Source organism: Sporosarcina sp. ANT_H38, assembly GCF_008369195.1.
In the GTDB taxonomy this organism is placed as follows: Bacteria; Bacillota; Bacilli; order Bacillales_A; family Planococcaceae; genus Sporosarcina.
In genome coordinates this window covers 416,812-436,931 of record NZ_VOBC01000002.1, presented here as the reverse complement: position 1 = coordinate 436,931, position 20,120 = coordinate 416,812, and the positions used below count along the sequence as shown (strand labels likewise).

The following is a 20,120-nucleotide window of genomic DNA, read 5'->3' as shown; positions in this document are numbered from 1 at the left end:
ACTAGAGTGCCCGAAATTGTAACTTCGGGCACTTACAATTTCTATAGAAAGTCATCTATTCTTTTCTTCCGAAACAATTGCGTTTTTCACTTGAACATCGTAGGAACACGCCAGGCAACGAATTGCAACACATGCCTCTCGAGGGAGGCATGAATTGCAATTCCACCTTAAACCTGTCATAACTATTTCCCCGAGAGCGAGCCGGAAATGGTCCAGTGAAAATGGAGGATATTAAGCCCTTCTCACCAGAATTTCATGCAAATGAATAAATTTCACAATTACTAATTTTTGTGTAAATACGAACGATATAATTCATCTATCTATTCATTGTCCATCAACATTTCGGGCTACTCTCGTTGATTGTAGCGCAAGGTGGCGTCTCCTGCGGGAACAGCGCGTGCTGAAGACCCCACAGGAGTGAAGCGACGAGGAGGCTGAAGCCGTGCCCGCGGAAAGCGTCCACCTGAAGAGGAAATCAACACTGTTCGTTTTACTCGTTAAATAATCCTGTTATGAATTTCATGCAAATAAATGGTTAATAAACAGACTTGATAGTAGTTTTTTCTTTTCCTGTGCTGCCACTAGTAGTGCGCTTCGGATAATCAAGGTAATAGCGTATTGCTTCACATACAGCGTCTTTGCCATCACCGAGGCCGAGAGCGGTTTGTCGGGCAATCGCTTTTTTACGGAGCGGTTCGTGCAAGAGGGGTTCCATGATAGCGTTTAGCAAACTCGATTGTTTTACTTTTCGGCCGAGGCCGAGATGAATAAAACCATGCTGTTCTTTCGGGAACGCAAGGCCCACTTCGAAATCATTCTGGGCGAGTACGACACAAGGGATACCCATCACAGCTACTTCATAGGGCATATAGCCGGACGCACATAAAACGATGTCTGCTGCTGCATATATTTCCGCGTAATTATACGGAGGCACCAACACTTTTGTGTTCCGCCTTTCGAGTGCCATCATTCGAATTGTGCTCGTATCATGGGAATAATTTTCACCGATGAGGACGGTTACTTTGAGTGGAATCTGAAGTTGCATGATATGCCGCAACGCCCGATACGTCAAGTTTCCTTCATCCTGTTCACCGAATGAAATGACTAGATGGGGGAGAGGACCTAACTGCGCTTTGCGAAGTCCGATGTGTTTAACTGAAGCCATCTTTTCGTCAGCAATGAAACTGTCTCTCCCAAGTACGTAATGATCCGGTGCTATGTCATTTGATTCGACATACAATGTCTGGAATACAAGGTCAGCACATTTACCGCCATCGCCGAAATCATCGAAATGGATGATGGAGGGGACGAGTTCGGTTATCTTCTCAACTTCTTCGTGAATAGTGGAGCCTGTGTCACGGAGGAGAAGGTCAGGTTTGATAGACATCAGTGCCTGCAAAAACGTTGTATTGTTTGGGGTCAGCACTGTTTTAAATCCTTCAGGCGCTGGTGGTGAATCTACTCCGCATAAGTAAACGATATCTATGTCGTCAGCCAGGGTATTGGCAATCATGGCTGCTCTACGTGCGGGGTATGTCCCTTTTCCGTCCGACCTGGAAATATGGATAGCGACTGTTTTCTTTTGTTGTCCTTCTATTGGAATCACCCTTTCATGCTAGCTTGTTTAATTCACCTCTATAACCTTATGTAAAGAACTAGTAAGATATGTATACTTCTCCTGCATTACAGGCGGGGTTCATTCGCACGACATGCATCCAAACACGTTCTCACGTATAATCGTTGTATGTAGAAAGGGGATTTACTTATGTCCAAATCACTAGTATTAGCTGAAAAACCGTCCGTGGCACGCGATATTGCGCGAGTACTCGGTTGTAATAAAAAAGGTAATGGATTTCTTGAAGGAACAAATTATATCGTTACGTGGGCGCTTGGTCATCTCGTAACACATGCAGATCCTGAAGGCTATGGCAATGAATTCAAGGAGTGGAAGCTAGAGCATCTGCCTATTATTCCAGCGCCATTCAAACTTGTGCCAATTCGTCAAACGATGAAGCAATTTAATGCAGTTAAAGCCCAGCTTCTGCGCAACGATGTAAAAGAAATCATTATCGCAACAGATGCGGGGCGTGAGGGGGAACTTGTTGCACGCTGGATTCTAGAACAGGCGAAAGTTCGTAAGCCTGTCAAACGGTTGTGGATTTCCTCGGTCACCGACAAAGCGATTAAAGACGGCTTCAACAATTTGAAAGACGGTCGAGCATATGAAAACTTGTATCAGGCGGCAGTAGCCCGTGCGGAAGCGGATTGGGTCGTAGGTATTAACGCAACGCGTGCTTTGACAGTGAAATACAATGCTCAACTTTCAACGGGGCGCGTTCAGACACCGACCCTTGCGATGATTGCGGCACGCGAGAATCAGATTCGCGACTTCAAACCGAAATCATTCTATGGTATGCAAGCATTGACTGAAAAAGCGAAATTCACATGGCATGATAAAGCAGGTCAAACACAGTCGTTCGATAAAGAAACAGTTGAGAAGCTAATTGGGAAAATCGACGGGGTTCATGCTGGTAAAGTGATAGACGTAAAAACGACAGCGAAGTCACAGCCGGCACCGCACTTATTCGATTTGACCGAGTTGCAGAAAGAAGCACATCGTCGCTGGTCGTGGTCAGCAAAAGAAACGCTGTCGACGTTGCAAAATTTATATGAACGCCATAAAGCGGTGACGTATCCGCGTACCGATTCGAAGCATCTAACATCGGACATGGAAAGCACGTTGAAAGAGCGCATTAAAGCTGTAGACATAGGTCCATACCGTAAAGCAACCAACACACTTCTGCGTGCGGGAGCCATTAAACCGCAGAAGGGCGTCATCGATGATAAGCGTGTTTCGGACCACCATGCCATCATTCCTACTGAGGAAACGCCAATTCTTCAAAACTTGTCTGATAAAGAGCAACGTTTATATGATTTAATCGTTAAACGTTTCCTAGCTGTCTTCTTCGGTCCGTTCCGCTATGACCAGGTGATTGCGGAACTCGCAGTTGGGGGAGAAACATTCAAAGCAAAAGGGCGTACTGTTACAGATGAAGGATGGAAAAAGGTATATTCAACAGAGGAAGAAGAAGTGGACACGGATACACTTCCTTCATTTACAAAAGGCGAAGAAGTGAAGATCCAGGCTATCGTGATGACGAACGGTCAAACGAAACCACCTGCTCGTTTTAATGAAGGAACATTGCTTGCGGCGATGGAAAATCCTTCGCAGTTCATGCAGGGTGAATCGAAAGAACTTATTAAGACAATCGGAGAAACAGGTGGACTGGGAACCGTTGCGACGCGTGCGGATGTCATCGAGCGCCTTTTCAATTCATTCGTTATGGAGAAAAAAGGGAACGACATTTATACGACGTCTAAAGGTCGCCAACTGCTGGAACTCGTACCGGAAGATTTGAAGTCACCGGCACTGACTGCTGAATGGGAACAAGGCTTGACGAAAATCGCGAATGGTCAGATGAAAAAAGAAGAATTCATGAAGGACATGATTGGTTTTTCGAAGCAAACCGTTACTGAGATAAAAACAGATGAAAAAAAATATAAACATGATAATGTCACAGGGAAAGCGTGCCCGGATTGCGGTAAACTTCTGCTAGAAGTGAACGGCAAGCGCGGCAAGATGCTAGTTTGTCAGGACCGTGAGTGTGGTCACCGCAAAAACGTCTCAATGCTGACAAATGCCAGATGTCCAGTTTGTAAAAAGAAATTGGAGATGCGCGGGGAAGGCGACGGACGAATTTTCGTTTGTAAATGTGGTCACCGTGAGAAGTTGTCGTCATTTGAGAAGCGCCGAGAGAACTCAGGTGGTAAAAAAGCGGATAAACGTGATGTGCAGAAGTACATGAAGAAACAAGGAGCGCCAGAAGAGCTGGAAAATACTGCGATGGCAGATGCACTAAAGAAGCTATTCGATAAGTGATTCTAATTTAGCACATTCTTCAGCTTTATTTTTCCGATAAAAAGGGTTATACTTCAATTAATTGATTTATGCAAATACGTACATGGGGAGGTGAAGTAATATGAATGCGATTTTGACTCATGCTGCAGCAAATGATCATATACAACGATATGACGCAATTAGGCGTAGGAATGCTGAAAGTGCTTACGATCGTCATGTGAAATATAATGGGCAGAATCAGAAAACGGTTGAAGCTCTAGAGTCTTTATTAATAGGAAAGAAAGAACCTGAAATGGTCCAGTCGGTGCGACATGAATCCCAGCAACTTAGCGCGGGACAAATGAAGCAGATTACGTTGCCGATAGGAAAGACACTTGAAGAAACGATTGATAGTTGGAGAAATGTGCGTGCTGAAGCAATTTCGGAACCGGAACCAACGACAGCGGATTACAACCTTGCAGCTACAGCGTCAGCAAAAATAAGACAAACAGAAACCCAAATCGCTTTACAAAAACTAGCGCAATCCGACATTGAAACGGCATCTACACGTGAACAAGCCGGTACTACAAAAGTGGCATTCATGGAACTTCCCTCGGGCCTTGAACGGGAAGTACTCATTATGCAAAGACGGTACGAACAGGCGATTTCTTCATACACTTTCCAAATTCAATTGAAACAGAAAGGGTTCGAAATCGATCGACCGAGCTTTTATAAAACTGCATGACGTAAGGTCGCCTGTTTAATGGCGGCCTTTTCGTTTTAGGAAGGCGAAGATAAATGAATGGCGAAACAGAATAAGATAGTGAAAACGAATGCATTACGAATTTTAGATGGGGAAAAGATATTCTATGAACTGATGGAATACGAAGTTAAAGACGGACTGCTAGATGGGATTTCGGTCGCGGAAAAAACGGGGCAAGCCGTGGACACTGTTTATAAAACACTTGTCACGATTGCCGGACCGCGTGAGCTAGTCATCTTTTTAGTGCCGGTAGCTGCTGAACTTGATTTGAAAAAAGCGGCAAGAGCTGCCGGAGTGAAAAAGCTTGATATGCTACCGTTGAAAGAGTTGACGAAAGAAACAGGCTATGTACGCGGTGGTTGTTCAGCTGTCGGTATGAAAAAGAAATATCCGACGTTCATTGACAAGTCGGCAGAAAATCTCGATTTGATGATCGTCAGTGCGGGCAAACCAGGATTACAGATGAAGTTGGTCCCGGGAGAGCTGGCCAAGATTACTGAAGCGTCTTTTATAACTATTGTGAAAAGTTGCTAGTCGGTATCAGGGACAGAAGACATGTTACAATGAATAGATTAGAAAAAAGACATTTACGCGTGCTGCGTGAGTGTCTTTTGTTATGGCTCGTTTCTGCTAGTTGCTTAGACTCTCATTAGGAAGAAGGATTTATATGAAAAAGATATTACTATGGAGATGGACATTTTTCTTGGTAGGGATGATGATCCTATCGCTTGGCATTTCCATGACAATTAAAGGTCAGAAGCTTGGAGTAGGCCCGTGGGATGTACTCCACGTTGGGTTGTACAAAAACTTCGGATTGACAATTGGTACGTGGGGAATTATTACGGGGCTAATTATTATCATTTCAACTGCCGCCGTTTTGAAAGAATGGCCGCAGATTGGAACGTGGCTGAATTTGGTATTGATTGGACTCTTTATTGATTTATTCAATTGGTTGCTACCGGATATCACTTCAATAAGTGCGCAAATACTTATTTTCTCAGCGGGTGTAATTGTTATGGGGTACGGTCTTGGAATTTATATTTCACCGAATATCGGGGCGGGGCCACGAGATAGTCTCATGCTCGTTCTTGTAAAAAGAACTGGAGCCAGCGTAAAAAAGGTTAGGACTACTCTGGAAATCATTGTCGCACTTGTTGGCTGGTTATTCGGCGGTCCAATTGGGATTGGAACAGTATTAATCGCTTTATTTTTGGGGCAAATTGCTCATTATACATTACCGCAATGCCGCAAATTCTTGTTGAAAGTTATCGGTAAGGAAGAAGAGGAGGCTTTATTTTAAAGCGGAAATTAGTAGTTTTTCTAAGCATTTGCCTTCGAGCAGTGCTTTTTTTTGTTGTCCGGGCATACCTTAATCGTATGTACAGAAAGGATGATCAGTATGAATGGAACGATAACCCAATATATGGGGACAGCCTATACAGGTGCTGGAATCTCCCATAAATATGACAAACTGATTGCATCGGCATCGCAAACGCTATTTCTGAAATGTCCTCCTACAAACGCAATTTCACACGTGTTGAATGAAGCTGCCGCACATTACGTCAAACAGGGCTATGACATAGATCGGTTTATGAATCCTATACAGCCTGACAAAACGGACGCAATCTATATTAAAGGACCGAACGTGTTGATCCTTCAAGCGTCCCACCCAGTTGCACTTGAACCAACAGATATAGGTGGCAAACATAAGGTTATCAGTTTTTACGATGTCTATGATGAAACGAAGTTGCGCGAACAGAATGTATCGATTGTGAAAATGTTGACAGAATCGAGCATTGCGCTAAAAAAGGCATTGCAAGCGCTTGAAGATGCAAAAAGCATCCATGATGATTGGGAAAAAGTAAATATCAGACGAATGATGTGGGATCTCCATGTGGGTAAAATAAATTCATTGAAGGAAGAACTGTTTGGGACAATCCAGCTGAATAAAGAGTCGGATGTTTCACACAGGCTTATTGGTTCCTTGACATCTGGAGGGGCAAAAGATTTCATGTCCTCTATTACAAAGCGAATAGACCGGCGGATGCTTATAAAAGCGTTTCCGGGAACGGGGAAATCTACACTTATGAAAACACTTGGAGCTGAAGCAGAAAAGCGTGGATTTGACGTTCAATATGGTTGGTGCGGACTGGATCCTTCAGGAGTAGATCTCGTTCTTTTCCCGGAACTATCGGTGTGCATTCTCGACGCGACAGAGCCGCATGTTTATGATTTGGAACGCCCTGGGGACGAACTACTTGACCTCTTGAACTTATGTGAAGAAGATGCAAGTGCCGAAGAGGAAATTTTGACAATCCGGGAAGCATATGCTGAGAAAATGCTTGATGCAGCTGGATATATTCAGTCTTTTGCGCAGTCTGAAACCAGTATGAAAATCATGATGGATTCAGCTATTATTCAATCTGTATTCGATAAGAAAACGGATGCAGTGCTGAATTTGATTTAAAAAAGATACGCTTTATTCTGCGAAAGGGCCGTTCGTATGATAATATGGGGGTATCATTTGTTTTGAAAGGAAGATTATTTTGTCAAAAGTACTCAATGCATTTTTACAAGAAAATTTAAAAGAACTTCGCGATCAAGGACTTTACAATGAAATTGATCCTATTGAAGGACCAAACGGCCCAATCATTAAAATTAAAGGAAAAGACCTAATTAATTTATCATCAAATAATTATCTAGGGCTTGCGACAGACGAAGATTTGAAGAAGCTGGCGATTGCCGCAACTGAAAAATACGGCGTTGGTGCAGGTGCAGTTCGTACAATAAATGGTACTCTCGATATTCACGTTCAGTTGGAAAAGAAGCTTGCTGAATTCAAAGGAACAGAAGCGGCGATTTCTTACCAATCAGGCTTCAACTGTAATATGGCGGCAATCTCCGCTGTCATGACTAAAAAAGACGCGATTCTTTCGGATGAATTAAATCACGCTTCTATCATCGACGGTTGCCGCCTTTCTGGTGCGAAAGTAATTCGCGTTAATCACCAGGACATGGACGACCTTCGTGCAAAAGCGAAAGAAGCAACGGAATCTGGCCTTTATGAAAAAGTAATGTATATTACGGACGGCGTGTTTTCAATGGATGGTAATATAGCCAACCTTCCTGATGTTGTGAAAATCGCGAAGGAATTCGATTTGATCACTTATGTCGATGACGCGCACGGTTCAGGTGTTACTGGTAAAGGAAAAGGGACGGTCAAACATTTCGGACTTGAAAAAGAGATTGACCTTCAAATGGGTACGTTATCGAAAGCAATCGGCGTAGTCGGCGGATATGTTGCAGGGACGCAGGAATTGATTGACTGGTTAAAAGTTCGTTCACGTCCATTCCTATTCTCCACGGCACTTCCAGCAGGGGATATCGCGGCGATTATGGGGGCATTGGACAAAATTACGGAATCCACTGAGCTGCATGATAAACTCTGGGAAAACGGCAATTACTTGAAAGCTGGTCTTAAGAAATTAGGCTTCAATATCGGTGCTTCAGAAACGCCAATCACACCATGCATCATCGGCGAAGAGAAGCTGACACAGCAATTTTCGAAACGTCTAGCGGAAGAGGGCGTCTACGCTAAATCGATCGTCTTCCCAACAGTCGCTAAAGGAAAAGGCCGCGTCCGCAACATGCCGACAGCAGCACATACCAAGGAAATGCTTGACGAAGCACTTGTGATCTATGAAAAAGTTGGAAAAGAACTTAATGTAATTTCATAATAAACAACAAATCCCGGGTGGCTAATATGCTGTCCGGGATTTACATTGGGGAGTCATAGCGGTGGCTAGAATTGTCCTACCTCAAGTCAAATCAAGTGAACAAGAAAACGGTCAGCTGTTAACCAAAGTAGAGTAACTTAACAGAAAAAGCACATACTTATACAAACAAAAAAAGCCCATACTTATACAAACAAAAAAAGCCCTTAATGGGGCTTTTTTTTAGATAAGAAAGTATGAGTTTTTTACCAGGAATAGTGTTCAGACTCCAGGCGCCTTCGGCTTTTCTTAATGCGTGAAATTTAGAAATCGCCATTTTTAAATCGCCTCATCGTATGATGCAATACATAACGTTGCATGCCAAGTGTGCTTTTAATGGACTGATCTGCTTCTTGTAGAAATTTACTCTGATTCCCTTGTTTAAGGGCCGTATAGGCTTTTAATGAATGAATCATCCAAGGGGTGTGTAATTTTGCTAGAAACCCACTGGCTTTATCAAAATTTCCGTTCATCACATAGGCATGACCGAAATAATAATCTTTATATTCCTGTCCGCTGATATTATCCGCATGCTCCAAAAGTTTTTTGGAGTTATTTTGAAATAAAGCGAGGTTTGCACCGTAAATATCGGACATATCTTGTTGCTTATACGTATTCATAATCCGTTTCAATGCATTTTCAACATCACGCATATCGCCATTTGCCAATGCATAGGAATACCCGAAAATTGGTTTTCTGTGGTTGCTGGAGATGTATCGGCCGATTGCACGAAGTGATTTAGCCTTGTAAATGATATAAAACGGCCAAAGAATCGACACTGAAACATACAGGGCAAGAACAATAAGGAATACAACCAACTTAGGTACGCCGTACGAAATGAGCACAAATGTAAGAAGGACCCCAGTTGCAATCAGCAGAACAAATTTAAATACGTTCGAAAAGATGGAAGGCTTATTTTTCACCAGCATGCACCTCAAGTTTTTCTTTAAGTATAACAGAAAAATCTGGTACTAATTGATTAAGAAATAGAATGGCGTTGTCTTTTCTAGGAGAACGTTTTATAATGTATAAAGACAGTAAAATCAACAAAAAAATAATTGCTAAAAATTAGTGTTCTCTCCAAAAATACATTCGTTCGAGAGTGAGGATAAATTTAAATGAAGAAAATTATGGTAACAGGTGCTTTAGGGCAAATAGGTTCAGAATTAATTGCGAAGCTACGTTCAGAATACGGCACGGAAAACGTTTTGGCAACAGACATACGTCGAGCGGATACCACAACAGAAGGTCCATTTGAAGTGCTTGACGTAACGGATGCGAACAACATGCATACACTTGCAAAGGATTTCGGTGCAGATACGATGATGCATATGGCTGCATTATTATCTGCTAAGGCGGAAGATGAGCCATTGTTTGCATGGAATCTGAATATGGGTGGCCTTATGAACGCACTTGAAGTATCGCGTGAGCTGGATATGCAATTCTTCACGCCAAGTTCAATCGGTGCATTCGGTCCGTCAACTCCGAAAAAAGATACACCGCAAGATACATTACAAAGACCAACGACAATGTACGGTGTCAATAAAGTCGCAGGTGAATTGCTGTGCGATTACTACTTCCACAAATTCGGAATGGATACGCGCGGCGTTCGTTTTCCTGGTCTTATCTCCTATGTAGCACAACCGGGCGGCGGAACGACGGATTATGCGGTTGATATTTATTACAAAGCGCTTGAAGAAGGCAAATACACTTCCTATATTGCAGAAGGAACGCGCATGGATATGATGTATATGCCTGATGCTTTACAGGCGATCGTTGATTTAATGGAAGCAGATCCCACGAAGTTGATTCATCGTAATGCATTTAATGTAACAGCAATGAGTTTTGAACCGTCTCAAATTGCAGCTTCTATAAAAAAACAACTACCTACTTTTGAAATTGCATACGACGTCGATCCAGTCCGCCAGGCGATTGCAGACAGCTGGCCAGATTCGATTGATCCAACAGCTGCTGTAAATGAATGGGGCTTCAAGGCGAATTATGATTTGGACAAAATGACAGTAGACATGTTGTCGAAACTAAAAACTAAATTGAATATGTAACATAAAACCCGTGGAATAGTTTCTGCGGGTTTTATGTTGGAATGTAATAGAGCACTTTCCACTAGAACCGGTCTAATAGCGCGTCGAAGGGATCATATCCCGTTACCAATCCATAAATAAACCCTCAAAAAAAGACCCTGCAAACATCTGCAAGGTCTTCATGCTTCATTAGAATAAAAGGTGTGCTACTCCTGCGATAATTGGTAGTGAAATGAGTGTGCGCAAAAGGAAAATAACAACAAGTTCAAAAAAGTTTACAGGAATTTTTGAGCCTAGCAGAAGTCCCCCAACTTCGGCCATGAAAATGAGTTGTGTCACTGAAACAGTGGCAACAACGAACAATGTCAACTCAGATGTGATCAAACCATTGGCAAGGATTACGGGCAGGAACATGTCCGTGAATCCGACGACCATAAGTTGCGCCGCCTCTGCCGCCTCAGGTATTCCTAAGATGGACAGGATTGGTACGAAAGGTTTCCCTAAAATTGTGAAGACACTTGTATACTCAGCGAGAATCAATGCAATTGTTCCGAAAGCCATAACGACTGGAATAACACCAATCCACATATCTAGGACATTTTTCAGGCCCTCTGAAATGGTTTTAACGATTGAACGATTGTTATCCGCTTTTGTTAATGCATTTTCGAGTCCGTGTGAAAAAACACTGTATCCTTCTGGTAATTTTTCTTCATCGCCTGTAAATGGTCTACCGTCTATGTATTCGTCTTTCTTTTTTGAAAGAGGATAAATCCGCGGCATAATAAACGCGAGAATCAGACCAGTTAAAACAACCGTACCATAAAATGGTAAGAAATAAGCACCGAGTCCAACTTCTTCGATGATGATGATAGAAAAGGTAATCGACACAACGGAGAAGGTCGTTCCGATAATGGCTGCTTCTTTCTTCGTATAAAAACCTTCTTCATACTGTTTACTTGTTAGCAAAACACCAATTGTTCCATCGCCAATCCATGATGTCAGTGCATCGATGGAAGAACGACCTGGTATTTTAAATAGAGGGCGCATTATTTTCACCATCATTGTTCCAAAAAACTCAAGTAAACCAAAGTTAAGTAGAAGTGGTAAGAGAATTCCAGCGAACAAAAAGATTGTAAACAGGAATGTAACAAGACCGGTTTCACTTAGCAGAAGTGCACCCGTATTTTCACTCCAAATAGCTTCCGGACCAACTTGAAGTACGGTAAGTAAAGCTAAAATAGCACCTATAATCCGGACAATTGTCCAAAAGAGCGATACTTTGAATAAATTTGTTATAAAGGGTGACTTTACCTTGTCACCTCGAATAGTCAAAAATACAATCGAACCGAGTGCTGCGATAATTAGAGTAATTGTAGCGACCCATGGCATAACCGGAGCAATCGTTTCTGATAATAAGTCTGCAAATATGGCAATAGGTATTTTCCATTCCCCTGCATATTTCATAGGTATCATGAACAAAAGAATTCCGAGAATCGATGGAACTAGAAAATAGAACCATGTGGATAAAGCAAACTTTTTCATTTTATATTCCCCTTTTTGTAACAGTATATCATGTATATGGTGAATAATTATACATTCTTTACTATTATTTTTTCTTTATAAATAGATTATATACTATTATAACTTTTCGGTCTATTCTTTTTGAAAACCTTAGAACTATTAAAACTAACTGATTCTATAAGGAGATATTAATAGTTCATTTAAAAAAGAAAATATCACGTCTGTTGAGTAACCGAAATTCACCATCTAGTAAATTGATGAAACAATACGCGCTCCTTGTAAGGTTGCCATTGTCTTGCTTTGGACTGAATCACTTTCATACCATTACCGAGATGTCTTTATGTATAGGGATGTGACGTATTGGATACGGTGTTTCGAGAACTCCAACGTCTCATAAGAAATAATCTTTTTGCCTGACGACCCTGCCTTTCTGTATAATTTCAACAAATGGATAGCGCTACCTCTATTAGGGTATTTACCTTTTTGAAAAAAATATAAACACACTGACTGAAATCTAAGTAATTATTTATGGGGCACTAGTGATTTAATAAATAAATATACATAAGAAAGAGACTATAAACCAATGTGGTTTATAGTCTCTTTCTCGTAGTGATTTATTGAATTATGCTCCTGAAGGGAAATCAAGACATCTAGATTGTAGCTCTTTACTGTACCTTCTTATTCGAAATCTTTATCCCATCGATATGTGTAAAAACGCTCGAAATTAAGCCATTTTAGTGAATCTGGATCTTGCGCTGCTAATTTTATTTCCATATCTTTCATCATCCACACGGTCTGAGATGCATGAGCTTTTAGCGTTGCGATTTTTTTATCAGCATTTGCTGTAATGTCGTGAATAATATCGGGTTCTCCGAGGACTTCAACCGTATTGTTCGCAAAGGCGAGTGTATAAATTGTAGGACGTTCTGTTTCCGGCATTCTTCGGACTGCACGTACAACTGCGCGTGCAGTTGCATCGTGGTCTGGATGGACAGCTAGACCAGGATAGAATGAAATAATAAGTGAAGGATTCGTTTCTTCTATTAAGTCTGTAACGAGTTTCACCATTTTTTCATCATCTTCAAATTCGACCGTTTTATCTCGGAATCCCATCATCCGTAAATCGTCAAGTCCCATTGCTTCACAAGCCTTTTTGAGTTCCTCTTTCCGAATTTGAGGAAGAGTTTCTCGGTTTGCGAATGGCGGATTCCCTAAGTTACGTCCCATTTCACCTAATGTTAAACAAGCATACGTGACAGGTACCCCCATATCTCTGTAGGAAGAAATGGTACCTGATACGCCGAATGCTTCATCGTCTGGGTGGGGGAATATGACAAGTACATGGCGTTCTTTTTTAATCATAAAAAATAACCTCCTTTATTAATATGTGAACGGAGTCTCGCTAATTTCAAGCGCAACCGCAAGTTTTCCTTCTGAATCGAGGCCTGCCATGAGCAGACGCCCGTGCTCGTCGAGTTTATAATGTGTGATACCTTGCGCGTAAATCCAACCGGATGGTAACTTCAACCCGATGCGGTGGGGCGAATCGCCAGCGACTTTTCCAAGTTCGAATTTAATGACGATATTGCGGATGAACGCACCCGCGTTAAATACATTTTCATTGAAATGAGCGGCATAGGAACCGTTCGTCGTTTCGAGATGGATGTACACGTCTTTATTCGCAAAAGAAGTTATGAGTTCCTGCAAATGATCTGGTTTTACTAATTCCATGAATAGCCCTCCTTAAAACTGTAACAGTGCTTCTCTTTAGTATATAGAAAAGGGGTGTTGAATGCGATTCATGGGTCTTAATGTGAAAAGTGTCCGACGTACAGTGAGGGGAATAACGAAATTCGAGAATTCTCAAACAAAGGCTTTTGAGGTGTTCAATAAAATAAAAATAACAACGCCAAGAGACATTAATCATCTCTTGACGTTGTTACTATATAAGTTTAATGAATGATTCTAGTGGATATCGCCTAGTACCCAGGTGCCAGTTGTAGACACCGGATACAACTTCATTAAATTTCAGTCGTCGTAATTTCTGGTGCGCCGAAACGGTTTTTCGCTCCGTGCATAACAGGTCCTACATATTCATTCAGTTTCCAGCCGTTTGCTATTGCCGCTGTAACGAATTTTTTTGCTTCAAATACAGAGTCTTTTACATCTAGACCATTTGCTAGGTTTGCTGTGATTGCTGCGGCAAATGTACAGCCCGCACCGTGATTGTAAGTTGTCGCTGTTTTCTCTGCTTCAAGAAGAGTGAACGTTTTGCCGTCATAGAACAAATCCACAGCTTTATCATGGTCCAGCTGTTTGCCGCCTTTGATGACAACATTGCGAGCACCAAGTGAATGAATTTTTTCAGCGACTGTTTTCATATCTTCAATCGTTTTTGGTGTTTTTGTGCCAGCAAGTTGTCCTGCTTCGAACAAGTTCGGTGTCACAATTTCTGCTTTTGGAAGAAGGAATTCAACCATTGCATCTACTGTGCCTGGATTCAGTACTTCATCTTCGCCTTTACAAACCATAACCGGATCGATAACTACATGGTTGAGGCCTGAGTCGGAAATCGCGTTGCCTGCGATTTTGATGATTTCTTCTGTGCTGAGCATACCTGTTTTAATCGCATCGATTCCTGTCGAAAGAGCTGTTTTAATTTGGGCTTTCAAAACGTCGACCGGTAATGAGTAGACACCATGTGACCAATTATTATCCGGATCCATTGTCACAATGACTGTAACTGCTGTCATACCATATGTACCGTGTTCTTGGAATGTTTTCAAGTCCGCAGCAATACCTGCGCCACCTGATGTATCGGATCCTGCAATTGTTAATGTCTTTTTCAACGTCATAATGGCAAATCTCCTTTTCGAATAAATTCTAACTTAATCTTATCAAATAAATATAAAATTACAATTCTCCGAGATCATCGGCTTTCATCATTTTGAAAACGGAGTATGCGAGGAGTGCTGCGATACAAAAAACAATGGCAGCACTGATAATATGTTTAGTTAGTAAAAGTCCTATAGCAAGAGCTAACATGAAGATCATTCCACACCCTATAAGGATCAGAAAAACGATGAGTCCAGCGTTTTTGGACCGCTCCGGTACGTGGCCACCATGTTTCGCAGCTTCAGAAACTTTTTTCATTTTCTCACGCAATTGCATATCTGCCATGTCATACCCCTCCCACATTATCCTACCATGTCTTTCTAGTTGTTTGAAATGGAACTTTCCTATAATGTGAACGTATAAGATAGTGTCGGAAAAAGAGGGAAAGAGGGATGAAGTGGCGGATGACAAGGAAATCAAACGTTTGTTGAAAGAATTGAAGGATTCTAAAGAACAAACTGCAGTGACGATGGAAGAAGTAAAAGGCCGCCCGCGCGGATTTTGGCGTGGTGGGAAAGTAGCTTTTTCAGTATGGAGAAAGTCGACCATCGTAATTGCACTACTAATTTTATTAATGATTGTCGCTTTGCCGTTTGTGACATTCTTCATATTGAAACAAGGGAGCACGTTCACGGAACAAAAAGGCGTATTTCTCGAACAAATCCAAGACTTGAACGAACTAGCAACTGCCGAAGCATATACAAAAGTTATCATTGAACGACAAGATAATATATTATTCGGGCAAAGTATCGGTCTCAATTTGCCAGGAACGAAGCGACAGTTATTAGTGGTCATTCCGGGATCAGTAAAAGCGGGCGTTGACATGTCGGGTTTGACGGAAAGTGATGTAATTGTCGATGAAAAGAAAAAAACAGCGAAACTTATATTGCCACCAGCCACCTTTTTAGGAGGAGCAGAAATCTATTTCGATGAAGTCGAAGTATATTCCTACGAAGGATTATTCCGTGAAAAAGCGAATATTGAAGAGGCCTACGAACTCGCCGAGGAAGCGAAAAGGTTAATATTGGAGGAAACTACTGGACAAGGTGTATTGATGACGGCACAGCGGAATGCCGAGAAAACGCTGAATGAAATGTTTTCATTCGCTGGCTATGACGTGACGATTGAATTCAAGGAGTGATGGATTATGCATAAAGTGCTTTTTGAAAACGATTGGGGTGATGTCCTGAATGATGAATTCAAGAAACCCTACTATAGTAAGCTGCGTGAATTTCTGGAAAAAGAATATGCAGAAGAAACAATTTATCCACAGATGGATGAATTGTGGACTGCGTTCAAACGGACGCCTTTTAATGAAGTGAAAGTCGTTATTTTAGGACAGGACCCGTATCATGGTCCCGGACAAGCACACGGATTAAGCTTTTCGGTAAAGCCGGGTGTCAAGATACCACCTAGTCTACGCAATATGTTCAAGGAGCTTACTTCTGATATCGACTGTCTGCTGCCGGAGGGTGGAACCCTGTTAGGTTGGGCTAAACAAGGCGTGCTCATGCTGAATACGGTGCTTACAGTACGTGATGGACAAGCGCATTCGCATCGCAAGCAAGGGTGGGAGACATTTACTGATGTAGTGATCCAGAAGTTATCAAACCGCGACAAACCAATCGTCTTCGTATTATGGGGACGTCCAGCACAGGACAAGAAGAAACTCATCGATACATCGCGTCACGCAATTATCGAATCGGTTCATCCGAGCCCGCTGAGCGCAAGTCGTGGGTTTATCGGTAGCCGTCCATATTCGAAGACGAATCAGATTCTTGAATCATGGGGTGAAACACAGATTGACTGGTACCAAACAGGCGGTGTGCTTTAAATTGTGTTGTAGCCGTGCTAAAGTTGGATGAAAAGAGGTTGATCGTAAGTGGCAGTAAATTGTTTCCAATGCCAACATTTCTTCATAACATGGGACCAACAAAATCCCCGTGGCTGCAAAGCATATGGATTTAAAACGCGGGAACTACCATCGATCGTCGTCAAGAAATCGTCTGGTACGGACTGTTTGCAATTTGAACAGAAGAAAGGGGGCACTAGACAGTGATAACATATGACCGAATATTATCGGAAATGGAGCGGCAATTAAGTGTTGCAAGGCGCTCCAATGATGAAAGCACGATGCGGGAGGCGTTTTCCGCTGTCAGATCACTTTGCGAAGTTGCGCTTGGCGGGGAAAATAAGCGTGAAGAGAAGAGTGTCCCGAAGATACTTACAACCACTAGCGCTGTGCAATCAATCAATTCTTTGGAAGGCAAACTACTTGAAGAAGAGGATGCTAACGGCGGTTCATTATTTGATTTTTAATGGACATGTTGAAGTATTGAATACGGTGTATATACTGAGCGCAGGCATTCTAAAAGCGCCGAAATGTATTTGAAGGAAATCTTTATTTGGACTTATTAAAGGAGAAAATCCTAATTCGCTGGTATATTGAAATCAATTTCATAATAGAAGTATTAACTATAAAATCCGAACAAGGCTGATTTCCGTTTCAGGCGGACGCTTTCCGCGGGTACGGCTTCAGCCGCTTCCCTTGCTACGCTCAGTCCAGGGTCTTCAGCTCGTACTGTTCCCGCAGGAGTCGCCGCCTTGCACTACAATCAACGAGAGTAGTCAAATCATATACGAACAATAAAATAATACACTCAAAAGTTGTCCGTCTTTAAATATTAAATAAGTAGTTATGGAATTGATTCATATTGAAATCATAATAAGAAAGCAGGGAACTAAATGCCATTTTTCATTATTGCAGGGGCTGTCAACGCGGCAATCGCTGTTGCGTTCGGTGCATTTGGAGCGCACGCCTTAAAAGAGAAACTATCTGAACACTATTTAGCAATTTGGGAAACTGCTGTGCAGTACCAAATGTTTCACGCACTCGCTTTGCTTGCAATCGGAATTCTTATGAGTCCATCGCTTTTTGGACCAGTTACACAGTTAAGTTGGGCGGGTTATTTGATTCTAGTCGGAATCGTCTTCTTCTCAGGGAGCCTGTATATACTGAGCTTGTCGGGAATCGGCATACTCGGCGCCATCACGCCAATTGGCGGCGTGGCATTCATCGCAGGGTGGATTATGCTTATTATCGCAGCAGTTAAATTTTCAAACTGAAACAGGTAGGGGGGAATCCTCTCACCTGTTTTTTCTTTTTTTGTGAAGTGTTGTTTAATATTCTTATTATTCATTCATTTAAATATGGTTACGATGCTATAATGAACAAAAAAGGGGTGCTTTTATGGTTTCTAGTAAGCGAAATTCAAAAACACCGTTACTTTTGGTTGCCCTCGTTCTTGTAATTTCGTCTAATCTTGCTCTCTACCGATTGCCATTTCCATTTTTACCGGCGCCAGCAGATGCGACGTGGGTTATTTTTGGTTCACTCTTTGATTTCTCGATTATCGCTCCATTGCTCATTGTCGCAATGACGCGCAAAAAAGGTTTCACTGTGAAAAGATTCGTGACGTTCATGGTGCTCGGTATAATTACAGCGCGAATCATTATTCCAAACGCTTATTTTGAACCATTCAAATTCATTCCTTACATTGCGCTCACGATTGAAGGAATTATACTCCTTACCGAAATCGGTCTTATCATCATTCTGTTGAAACATGTACCTCGAATTATTCAAGAGGTAAAAGAAAGCGGAGAAGGTCCGTTTTTCACTTACGCAGCGTTAGTCGAAAAACGAATAGGTAAGCATCCCCTTATAAAAATAATTAGCGCAGAATCCGTTATGTTCTACTACGCATTTGCTTCGTGGAGAAAACAACCGATTATGGGAGAGAACCGCTTTTCGCTTCATACGAAAACAAGTTTTATTGCCTTTTATATCATGCTGATTCACGCAATTGTCATTGAAACCATCGGCATTCACTGGTGGCTCTTTGATAAGTCGATAATTCTTTCAATTGTTCTTCTTATTGTTAATATTTACTCGGTGATTTTCTTTTTAGGATATATCCAAGCAGTTCGTCTCAACCCGCTCAGTGTCGACGGAAAACAAATTCACGTAGCACTCGGACTAGGGAAGCGGATGGTCATTCCGTTTGATGAAATTGAGCATATTGCATGGGGGACCGACGCTGCCAATGAAAACCTGAAGGCAAAAGATACAATCGATTTCACCGCAATGTGTCATCACATTTAAGCGGCCACTAAATGCAATACTCTTTTTAGGATTCGAAAAGAATTTTTTGAAAGCGGCGATACGAGTGGATGATCCAATTCGTTCCCGAAGTTATGTAGATGCCCGATTAAATTATTAAAACTAAAAAAGTCTTCTATTAGCCTAAATAAAGGCTTACAGAAGACTTTTTTTAATTCAATTAGTTTGTGGGAAATAATTTACTTCTCCTTCAAACTCTGCATAGTCAAAATAAATCATAGGGAAGAGGAATTGATGCCCTGTTGCTGTTTCTTTTAAAATAACATGATCTCGGCCTGCCTCTTGAACTGTTCCGACTACGGCTTTCGTGTTCACACCTGAAGCAAGTGCATGTTCAAATGAAAAATGAAAGATGCCAGGATTCCCGATATTGAACCGTAAAATGTTTTCAATGTATGACTGTTCACGTTGAGGTGGTCCGGGTGGCCTTCCTCCAGCTGGAAGCGTTACTTGCGGCGGTGTGACGTGCTGATTCTGATAGGGTGGATTCCAATAGTATTGGACCATTTCTTCATCCTTTCTTCTTTTGAGTTATACGTTCGGGCAGTCTTCGACCGTTGGTGAAAAGAAACAGTGTGACTTGAATCTACCAGTGTTCCATTGGTTATACCACTGAGCTGGACAATCTCCTGTTGGCATGAAAAACCATAATGAGCGCTCTCCAGGAGTGAAACGCTCGCCGTTGACAACACGCCTTGCAAGTCTTTTATCTTGCTCGCGCGCCCGCTGATAAAAATAGGGTTTCGTCGTTGCTTCGAAACCGCCAGGGCTCTGAAAAATCATTTCCTGCAAGGTACGGATATCATTGAAGTCGAGACAACCTGAACGCACCCGATTGACCCCGACATTACCGACCAAAAGCATGCCTAGTTCACCATCACCTTCCGCTTCAGCGCGCATTAGCCGTGCAAGCATATCCAATTCAGCTTCATTGTATTTGATTACTGCCACGGCTCAACCCCCTTAGGGAATCATATGAATCGAATGCGGGAAAAATGACTGGAAAATGAAAACGGTTAAGGTACACTTAGAAAAAAGGGGAGTTTAC

The 20,120-nt window shown here is 42.0% G+C and carries 22 protein-coding genes; 13 read left to right on the top strand and 9 right to left on the bottom strand.

Annotated elements, in window-relative coordinates; all coding sequences use genetic code 11:
- Window positions 1-535 precede the first annotated feature (535 nt).
- Window positions 536-1,606, bottom strand: a complete 1,071-nt coding sequence (locus FQ087_RS14115; RefSeq protein ID WP_149581226.1) for a PseG/SpsG family protein — start codon at window positions 1,604-1,606, stop codon at window positions 536-538.
- A 159-nt stretch (window positions 1,607-1,765) separates the two neighbouring features.
- Between FQ087_RS14115 and FQ087_RS14110 the strand changes: the two genes are divergently transcribed.
- From FQ087_RS14110 to FQ087_RS14085, 6 genes are all read left to right on the top strand, one after another.
- The gene (locus tag FQ087_RS14110; RefSeq protein ID WP_149581225.1) at window positions 1,766-3,940 is read left to right on the top strand and encodes a DNA topoisomerase III; all 2,175 of its coding nucleotides are present in this window, start codon (window positions 1,766-1,768) and stop codon (window positions 3,938-3,940) included.
- Between the two features lie 100 nt (window positions 3,941-4,040).
- Complete coding sequence (locus FQ087_RS14105) at window positions 4,041-4,643, top strand: hypothetical protein (protein WP_149581224.1); 603 nt, start codon at window positions 4,041-4,043, stop codon at window positions 4,641-4,643.
- A 57-nt stretch (window positions 4,644-4,700) separates the two neighbouring features.
- Window positions 4,701-5,195 (top strand): Cys-tRNA(Pro) deacylase, encoded by a 495-nt coding sequence (gene ybaK / locus FQ087_RS14100; RefSeq protein WP_149581223.1) that lies wholly within the window; start codon window positions 4,701-4,703, stop codon window positions 5,193-5,195.
- Between the two features lie 133 nt (window positions 5,196-5,328).
- On the top strand, window positions 5,329-5,961 hold the full coding sequence (locus FQ087_RS14095; RefSeq protein WP_149581222.1) for a YczE/YyaS/YitT family protein: 633 nt from the start codon (window positions 5,329-5,331) through the stop codon (window positions 5,959-5,961).
- 99 nt (window positions 5,962-6,060) lie between these two features.
- On the top strand, window positions 6,061-7,128 hold the full coding sequence (locus FQ087_RS14090) for a hypothetical protein (protein ID WP_149581221.1): 1,068 nt from the start codon (window positions 6,061-6,063) through the stop codon (window positions 7,126-7,128).
- Between the two features lie 79 nt (window positions 7,129-7,207).
- Window positions 7,208-8,398 (top strand): glycine C-acetyltransferase, encoded by a 1,191-nt coding sequence (locus FQ087_RS14085; RefSeq protein WP_149581220.1) that lies wholly within the window; start codon window positions 7,208-7,210, stop codon window positions 8,396-8,398.
- 299 nt (window positions 8,399-8,697) lie between these two features.
- Here the strand turns inward: FQ087_RS14085 and FQ087_RS14080 are convergent, their stop codons facing one another.
- Window positions 8,698-9,357 carry a hypothetical protein gene (locus FQ087_RS14080; RefSeq protein WP_149581219.1) on the bottom strand — a complete coding sequence of 220 codons (660 nt, stop codon included), beginning with the start codon at window positions 9,355-9,357 and terminating at the stop codon, window positions 8,698-8,700.
- A 195-nt stretch (window positions 9,358-9,552) separates the two neighbouring features.
- Between FQ087_RS14080 and FQ087_RS14075 the strand changes: the two genes are divergently transcribed.
- Complete coding sequence (locus FQ087_RS14075; protein ID WP_149581218.1) at window positions 9,553-10,497, top strand: L-threonine 3-dehydrogenase; 945 nt, start codon at window positions 9,553-9,555, stop codon at window positions 10,495-10,497.
- A gap of 168 nt (window positions 10,498-10,665) precedes the next feature.
- Here the strand turns inward: FQ087_RS14075 and FQ087_RS14070 are convergent, their stop codons facing one another.
- The 5 genes from FQ087_RS14070 to FQ087_RS14050 form a co-directional block, all read right to left on the bottom strand.
- The gene (locus tag FQ087_RS14070; protein ID WP_149581217.1) at window positions 10,666-12,018 is read right to left on the bottom strand and encodes a YjiH family protein; all 1,353 of its coding nucleotides are present in this window, start codon (window positions 12,016-12,018) and stop codon (window positions 10,666-10,668) included.
- A 657-nt stretch (window positions 12,019-12,675) separates the two neighbouring features.
- Window positions 12,676-13,359 carry a bacillithiol biosynthesis deacetylase BshB2 gene (bshB2, locus tag FQ087_RS14065; RefSeq protein WP_149581216.1) on the bottom strand — a complete coding sequence of 228 codons (684 nt, stop codon included), beginning with the start codon at window positions 13,357-13,359 and terminating at the stop codon, window positions 12,676-12,678.
- 18 nt (window positions 13,360-13,377) lie between these two features.
- Window positions 13,378-13,728 (bottom strand): YojF family protein, encoded by a 351-nt coding sequence (locus FQ087_RS14060; RefSeq protein ID WP_149581215.1) that lies wholly within the window; start codon window positions 13,726-13,728, stop codon window positions 13,378-13,380.
- A gap of 290 nt (window positions 13,729-14,018) precedes the next feature.
- A complete protein-coding gene (thiD, locus tag FQ087_RS14055) occupies window positions 14,019-14,852 on the bottom strand; it encodes a bifunctional hydroxymethylpyrimidine kinase/phosphomethylpyrimidine kinase (RefSeq protein WP_149581214.1) in 834 nt (277 codons plus the stop codon).
- Between the two features lie 58 nt (window positions 14,853-14,910).
- The gene (locus tag FQ087_RS14050; protein WP_149581213.1) at window positions 14,911-15,177 is read right to left on the bottom strand and encodes a hypothetical protein; all 267 of its coding nucleotides are present in this window, start codon (window positions 15,175-15,177) and stop codon (window positions 14,911-14,913) included.
- A 112-nt stretch (window positions 15,178-15,289) separates the two neighbouring features.
- Between FQ087_RS14050 and FQ087_RS14045 the strand changes: the two genes are divergently transcribed.
- The 6 genes from FQ087_RS14045 to FQ087_RS14020 all read left to right on the top strand — a co-directional run bounded on the left by FQ087_RS14045 (window position 15,290) and on the right by FQ087_RS14020 (window position 19,054).
- Complete coding sequence (locus tag FQ087_RS14045; RefSeq protein WP_370456078.1) at window positions 15,290-16,033, top strand: DUF4230 domain-containing protein; 744 nt, start codon at window positions 15,290-15,292, stop codon at window positions 16,031-16,033.
- A 6-nt stretch (window positions 16,034-16,039) separates the two neighbouring features.
- Window positions 16,040-16,726, top strand: coding sequence for a uracil-DNA glycosylase (locus FQ087_RS14040; RefSeq protein WP_149581212.1), 687 nt, complete (start codon window positions 16,040-16,042; stop codon window positions 16,724-16,726).
- Window positions 16,727-16,774: 48 nt separating this feature from the next.
- Window positions 16,775-16,951 carry a uracil-DNA glycosylase gene (locus FQ087_RS23085; protein WP_149581211.1) on the top strand — a complete coding sequence of 59 codons (177 nt, stop codon included), beginning with the start codon at window positions 16,775-16,777 and terminating at the stop codon, window positions 16,949-16,951.
- Window positions 16,948-17,211, top strand: a complete 264-nt coding sequence (locus FQ087_RS14030; protein WP_149581210.1) for a YwdI family protein — start codon at window positions 16,948-16,950, stop codon at window positions 17,209-17,211. Before FQ087_RS23085 ends, FQ087_RS14030 begins: the two co-directional genes overlap by 4 nt.
- A gap of 426 nt (window positions 17,212-17,637) precedes the next feature.
- A complete protein-coding gene (locus tag FQ087_RS14025) occupies window positions 17,638-18,018 on the top strand; it encodes a DUF423 domain-containing protein (RefSeq protein ID WP_149581209.1) in 381 nt (126 codons plus the stop codon).
- 124 nt (window positions 18,019-18,142) lie between these two features.
- Window positions 18,143-19,054: a beta-carotene 15,15'-monooxygenase gene (locus FQ087_RS14020; RefSeq protein ID WP_149581208.1), complete on the top strand. Its 912-nt coding sequence runs from the start codon at window positions 18,143-18,145 to the stop codon at window positions 19,052-19,054.
- A gap of 174 nt (window positions 19,055-19,228) precedes the next feature.
- Here FQ087_RS14020 and FQ087_RS14015 read toward each other — a convergent pair whose 3' ends face one another.
- Both FQ087_RS14015 and FQ087_RS14010 read right to left on the bottom strand, forming a co-directional pair.
- Window positions 19,229-19,579, bottom strand: a complete 351-nt coding sequence (locus FQ087_RS14015; protein WP_149581207.1) for a spore coat protein GerQ — start codon at window positions 19,577-19,579, stop codon at window positions 19,229-19,231.
- Window positions 19,580-19,603: 24 nt separating this feature from the next.
- Window positions 19,604-20,023 carry a cell wall hydrolase gene (locus FQ087_RS14010; protein WP_149581206.1) on the bottom strand — a complete coding sequence of 140 codons (420 nt, stop codon included), beginning with the start codon at window positions 20,021-20,023 and terminating at the stop codon, window positions 19,604-19,606.
- Window positions 20,024-20,120 lie beyond the last annotated feature (97 nt).

What these genes read in the sequence shown, in the direction of transcription:
- FQ087_RS14040 (WP_149581212.1), top strand. Translation starts at nt 16,040, where the DNA reads ATGCATAAAGTGCTTTTTGAAAACGATTGGGGTGATGTCCTGAATGAT.
- ybaK (WP_149581223.1), top strand. Translation starts at nt 4,701, where the DNA reads ATGGCGAAACAGAATAAGATAGTGAAAACGAATGCATTACGAATTTTA.
- FQ087_RS14095 (WP_149581222.1), top strand. Translation starts at nt 5,329, where the DNA reads ATGAAAAAGATATTACTATGGAGATGGACATTTTTCTTGGTAGGGATG.
- FQ087_RS14090 (WP_149581221.1), top strand. Translation starts at nt 6,061, where the DNA reads ATGAATGGAACGATAACCCAATATATGGGGACAGCCTATACAGGTGCT.
- FQ087_RS14110 (WP_149581225.1), top strand. Translation starts at nt 1,766, where the DNA reads ATGTCCAAATCACTAGTATTAGCTGAAAAACCGTCCGTGGCACGCGAT.
- FQ087_RS14105 (WP_149581224.1), top strand. Translation starts at nt 4,041, where the DNA reads ATGAATGCGATTTTGACTCATGCTGCAGCAAATGATCATATACAACGA.
- FQ087_RS14075 (WP_149581218.1), top strand. Translation starts at nt 9,553, where the DNA reads ATGAAGAAAATTATGGTAACAGGTGCTTTAGGGCAAATAGGTTCAGAA.
- FQ087_RS14025 (WP_149581209.1), top strand. Translation starts at nt 17,638, where the DNA reads ATGCCATTTTTCATTATTGCAGGGGCTGTCAACGCGGCAATCGCTGTT.
- bshB2 (WP_149581216.1), bottom strand. Translation starts at nt 13,359, where the DNA reads ATGATTAAAAAAGAACGCCATGTACTTGTCATATTCCCCCACCCAGAC.
- FQ087_RS14070 (WP_149581217.1), bottom strand. Translation starts at nt 12,018, where the DNA reads ATGAAAAAGTTTGCTTTATCCACATGGTTCTATTTTCTAGTTCCATCG.
- FQ087_RS14050 (WP_149581213.1), bottom strand. Translation starts at nt 15,177, where the DNA reads ATGGCAGATATGCAATTGCGTGAGAAAATGAAAAAAGTTTCTGAAGCT.
- FQ087_RS14020 (WP_149581208.1), top strand. Translation starts at nt 18,143, where the DNA reads ATGGTTTCTAGTAAGCGAAATTCAAAAACACCGTTACTTTTGGTTGCC.
- FQ087_RS14015 (WP_149581207.1), bottom strand. Translation starts at nt 19,579, where the DNA reads ATGGTCCAATACTATTGGAATCCACCCTATCAGAATCAGCACGTCACA.
- FQ087_RS14060 (WP_149581215.1), bottom strand. Translation starts at nt 13,728, where the DNA reads ATGGAATTAGTAAAACCAGATCATTTGCAGGAACTCATAACTTCTTTT.
- thiD (WP_149581214.1), bottom strand. Translation starts at nt 14,852, where the DNA reads ATGACGTTGAAAAAGACATTAACAATTGCAGGATCCGATACATCAGGT.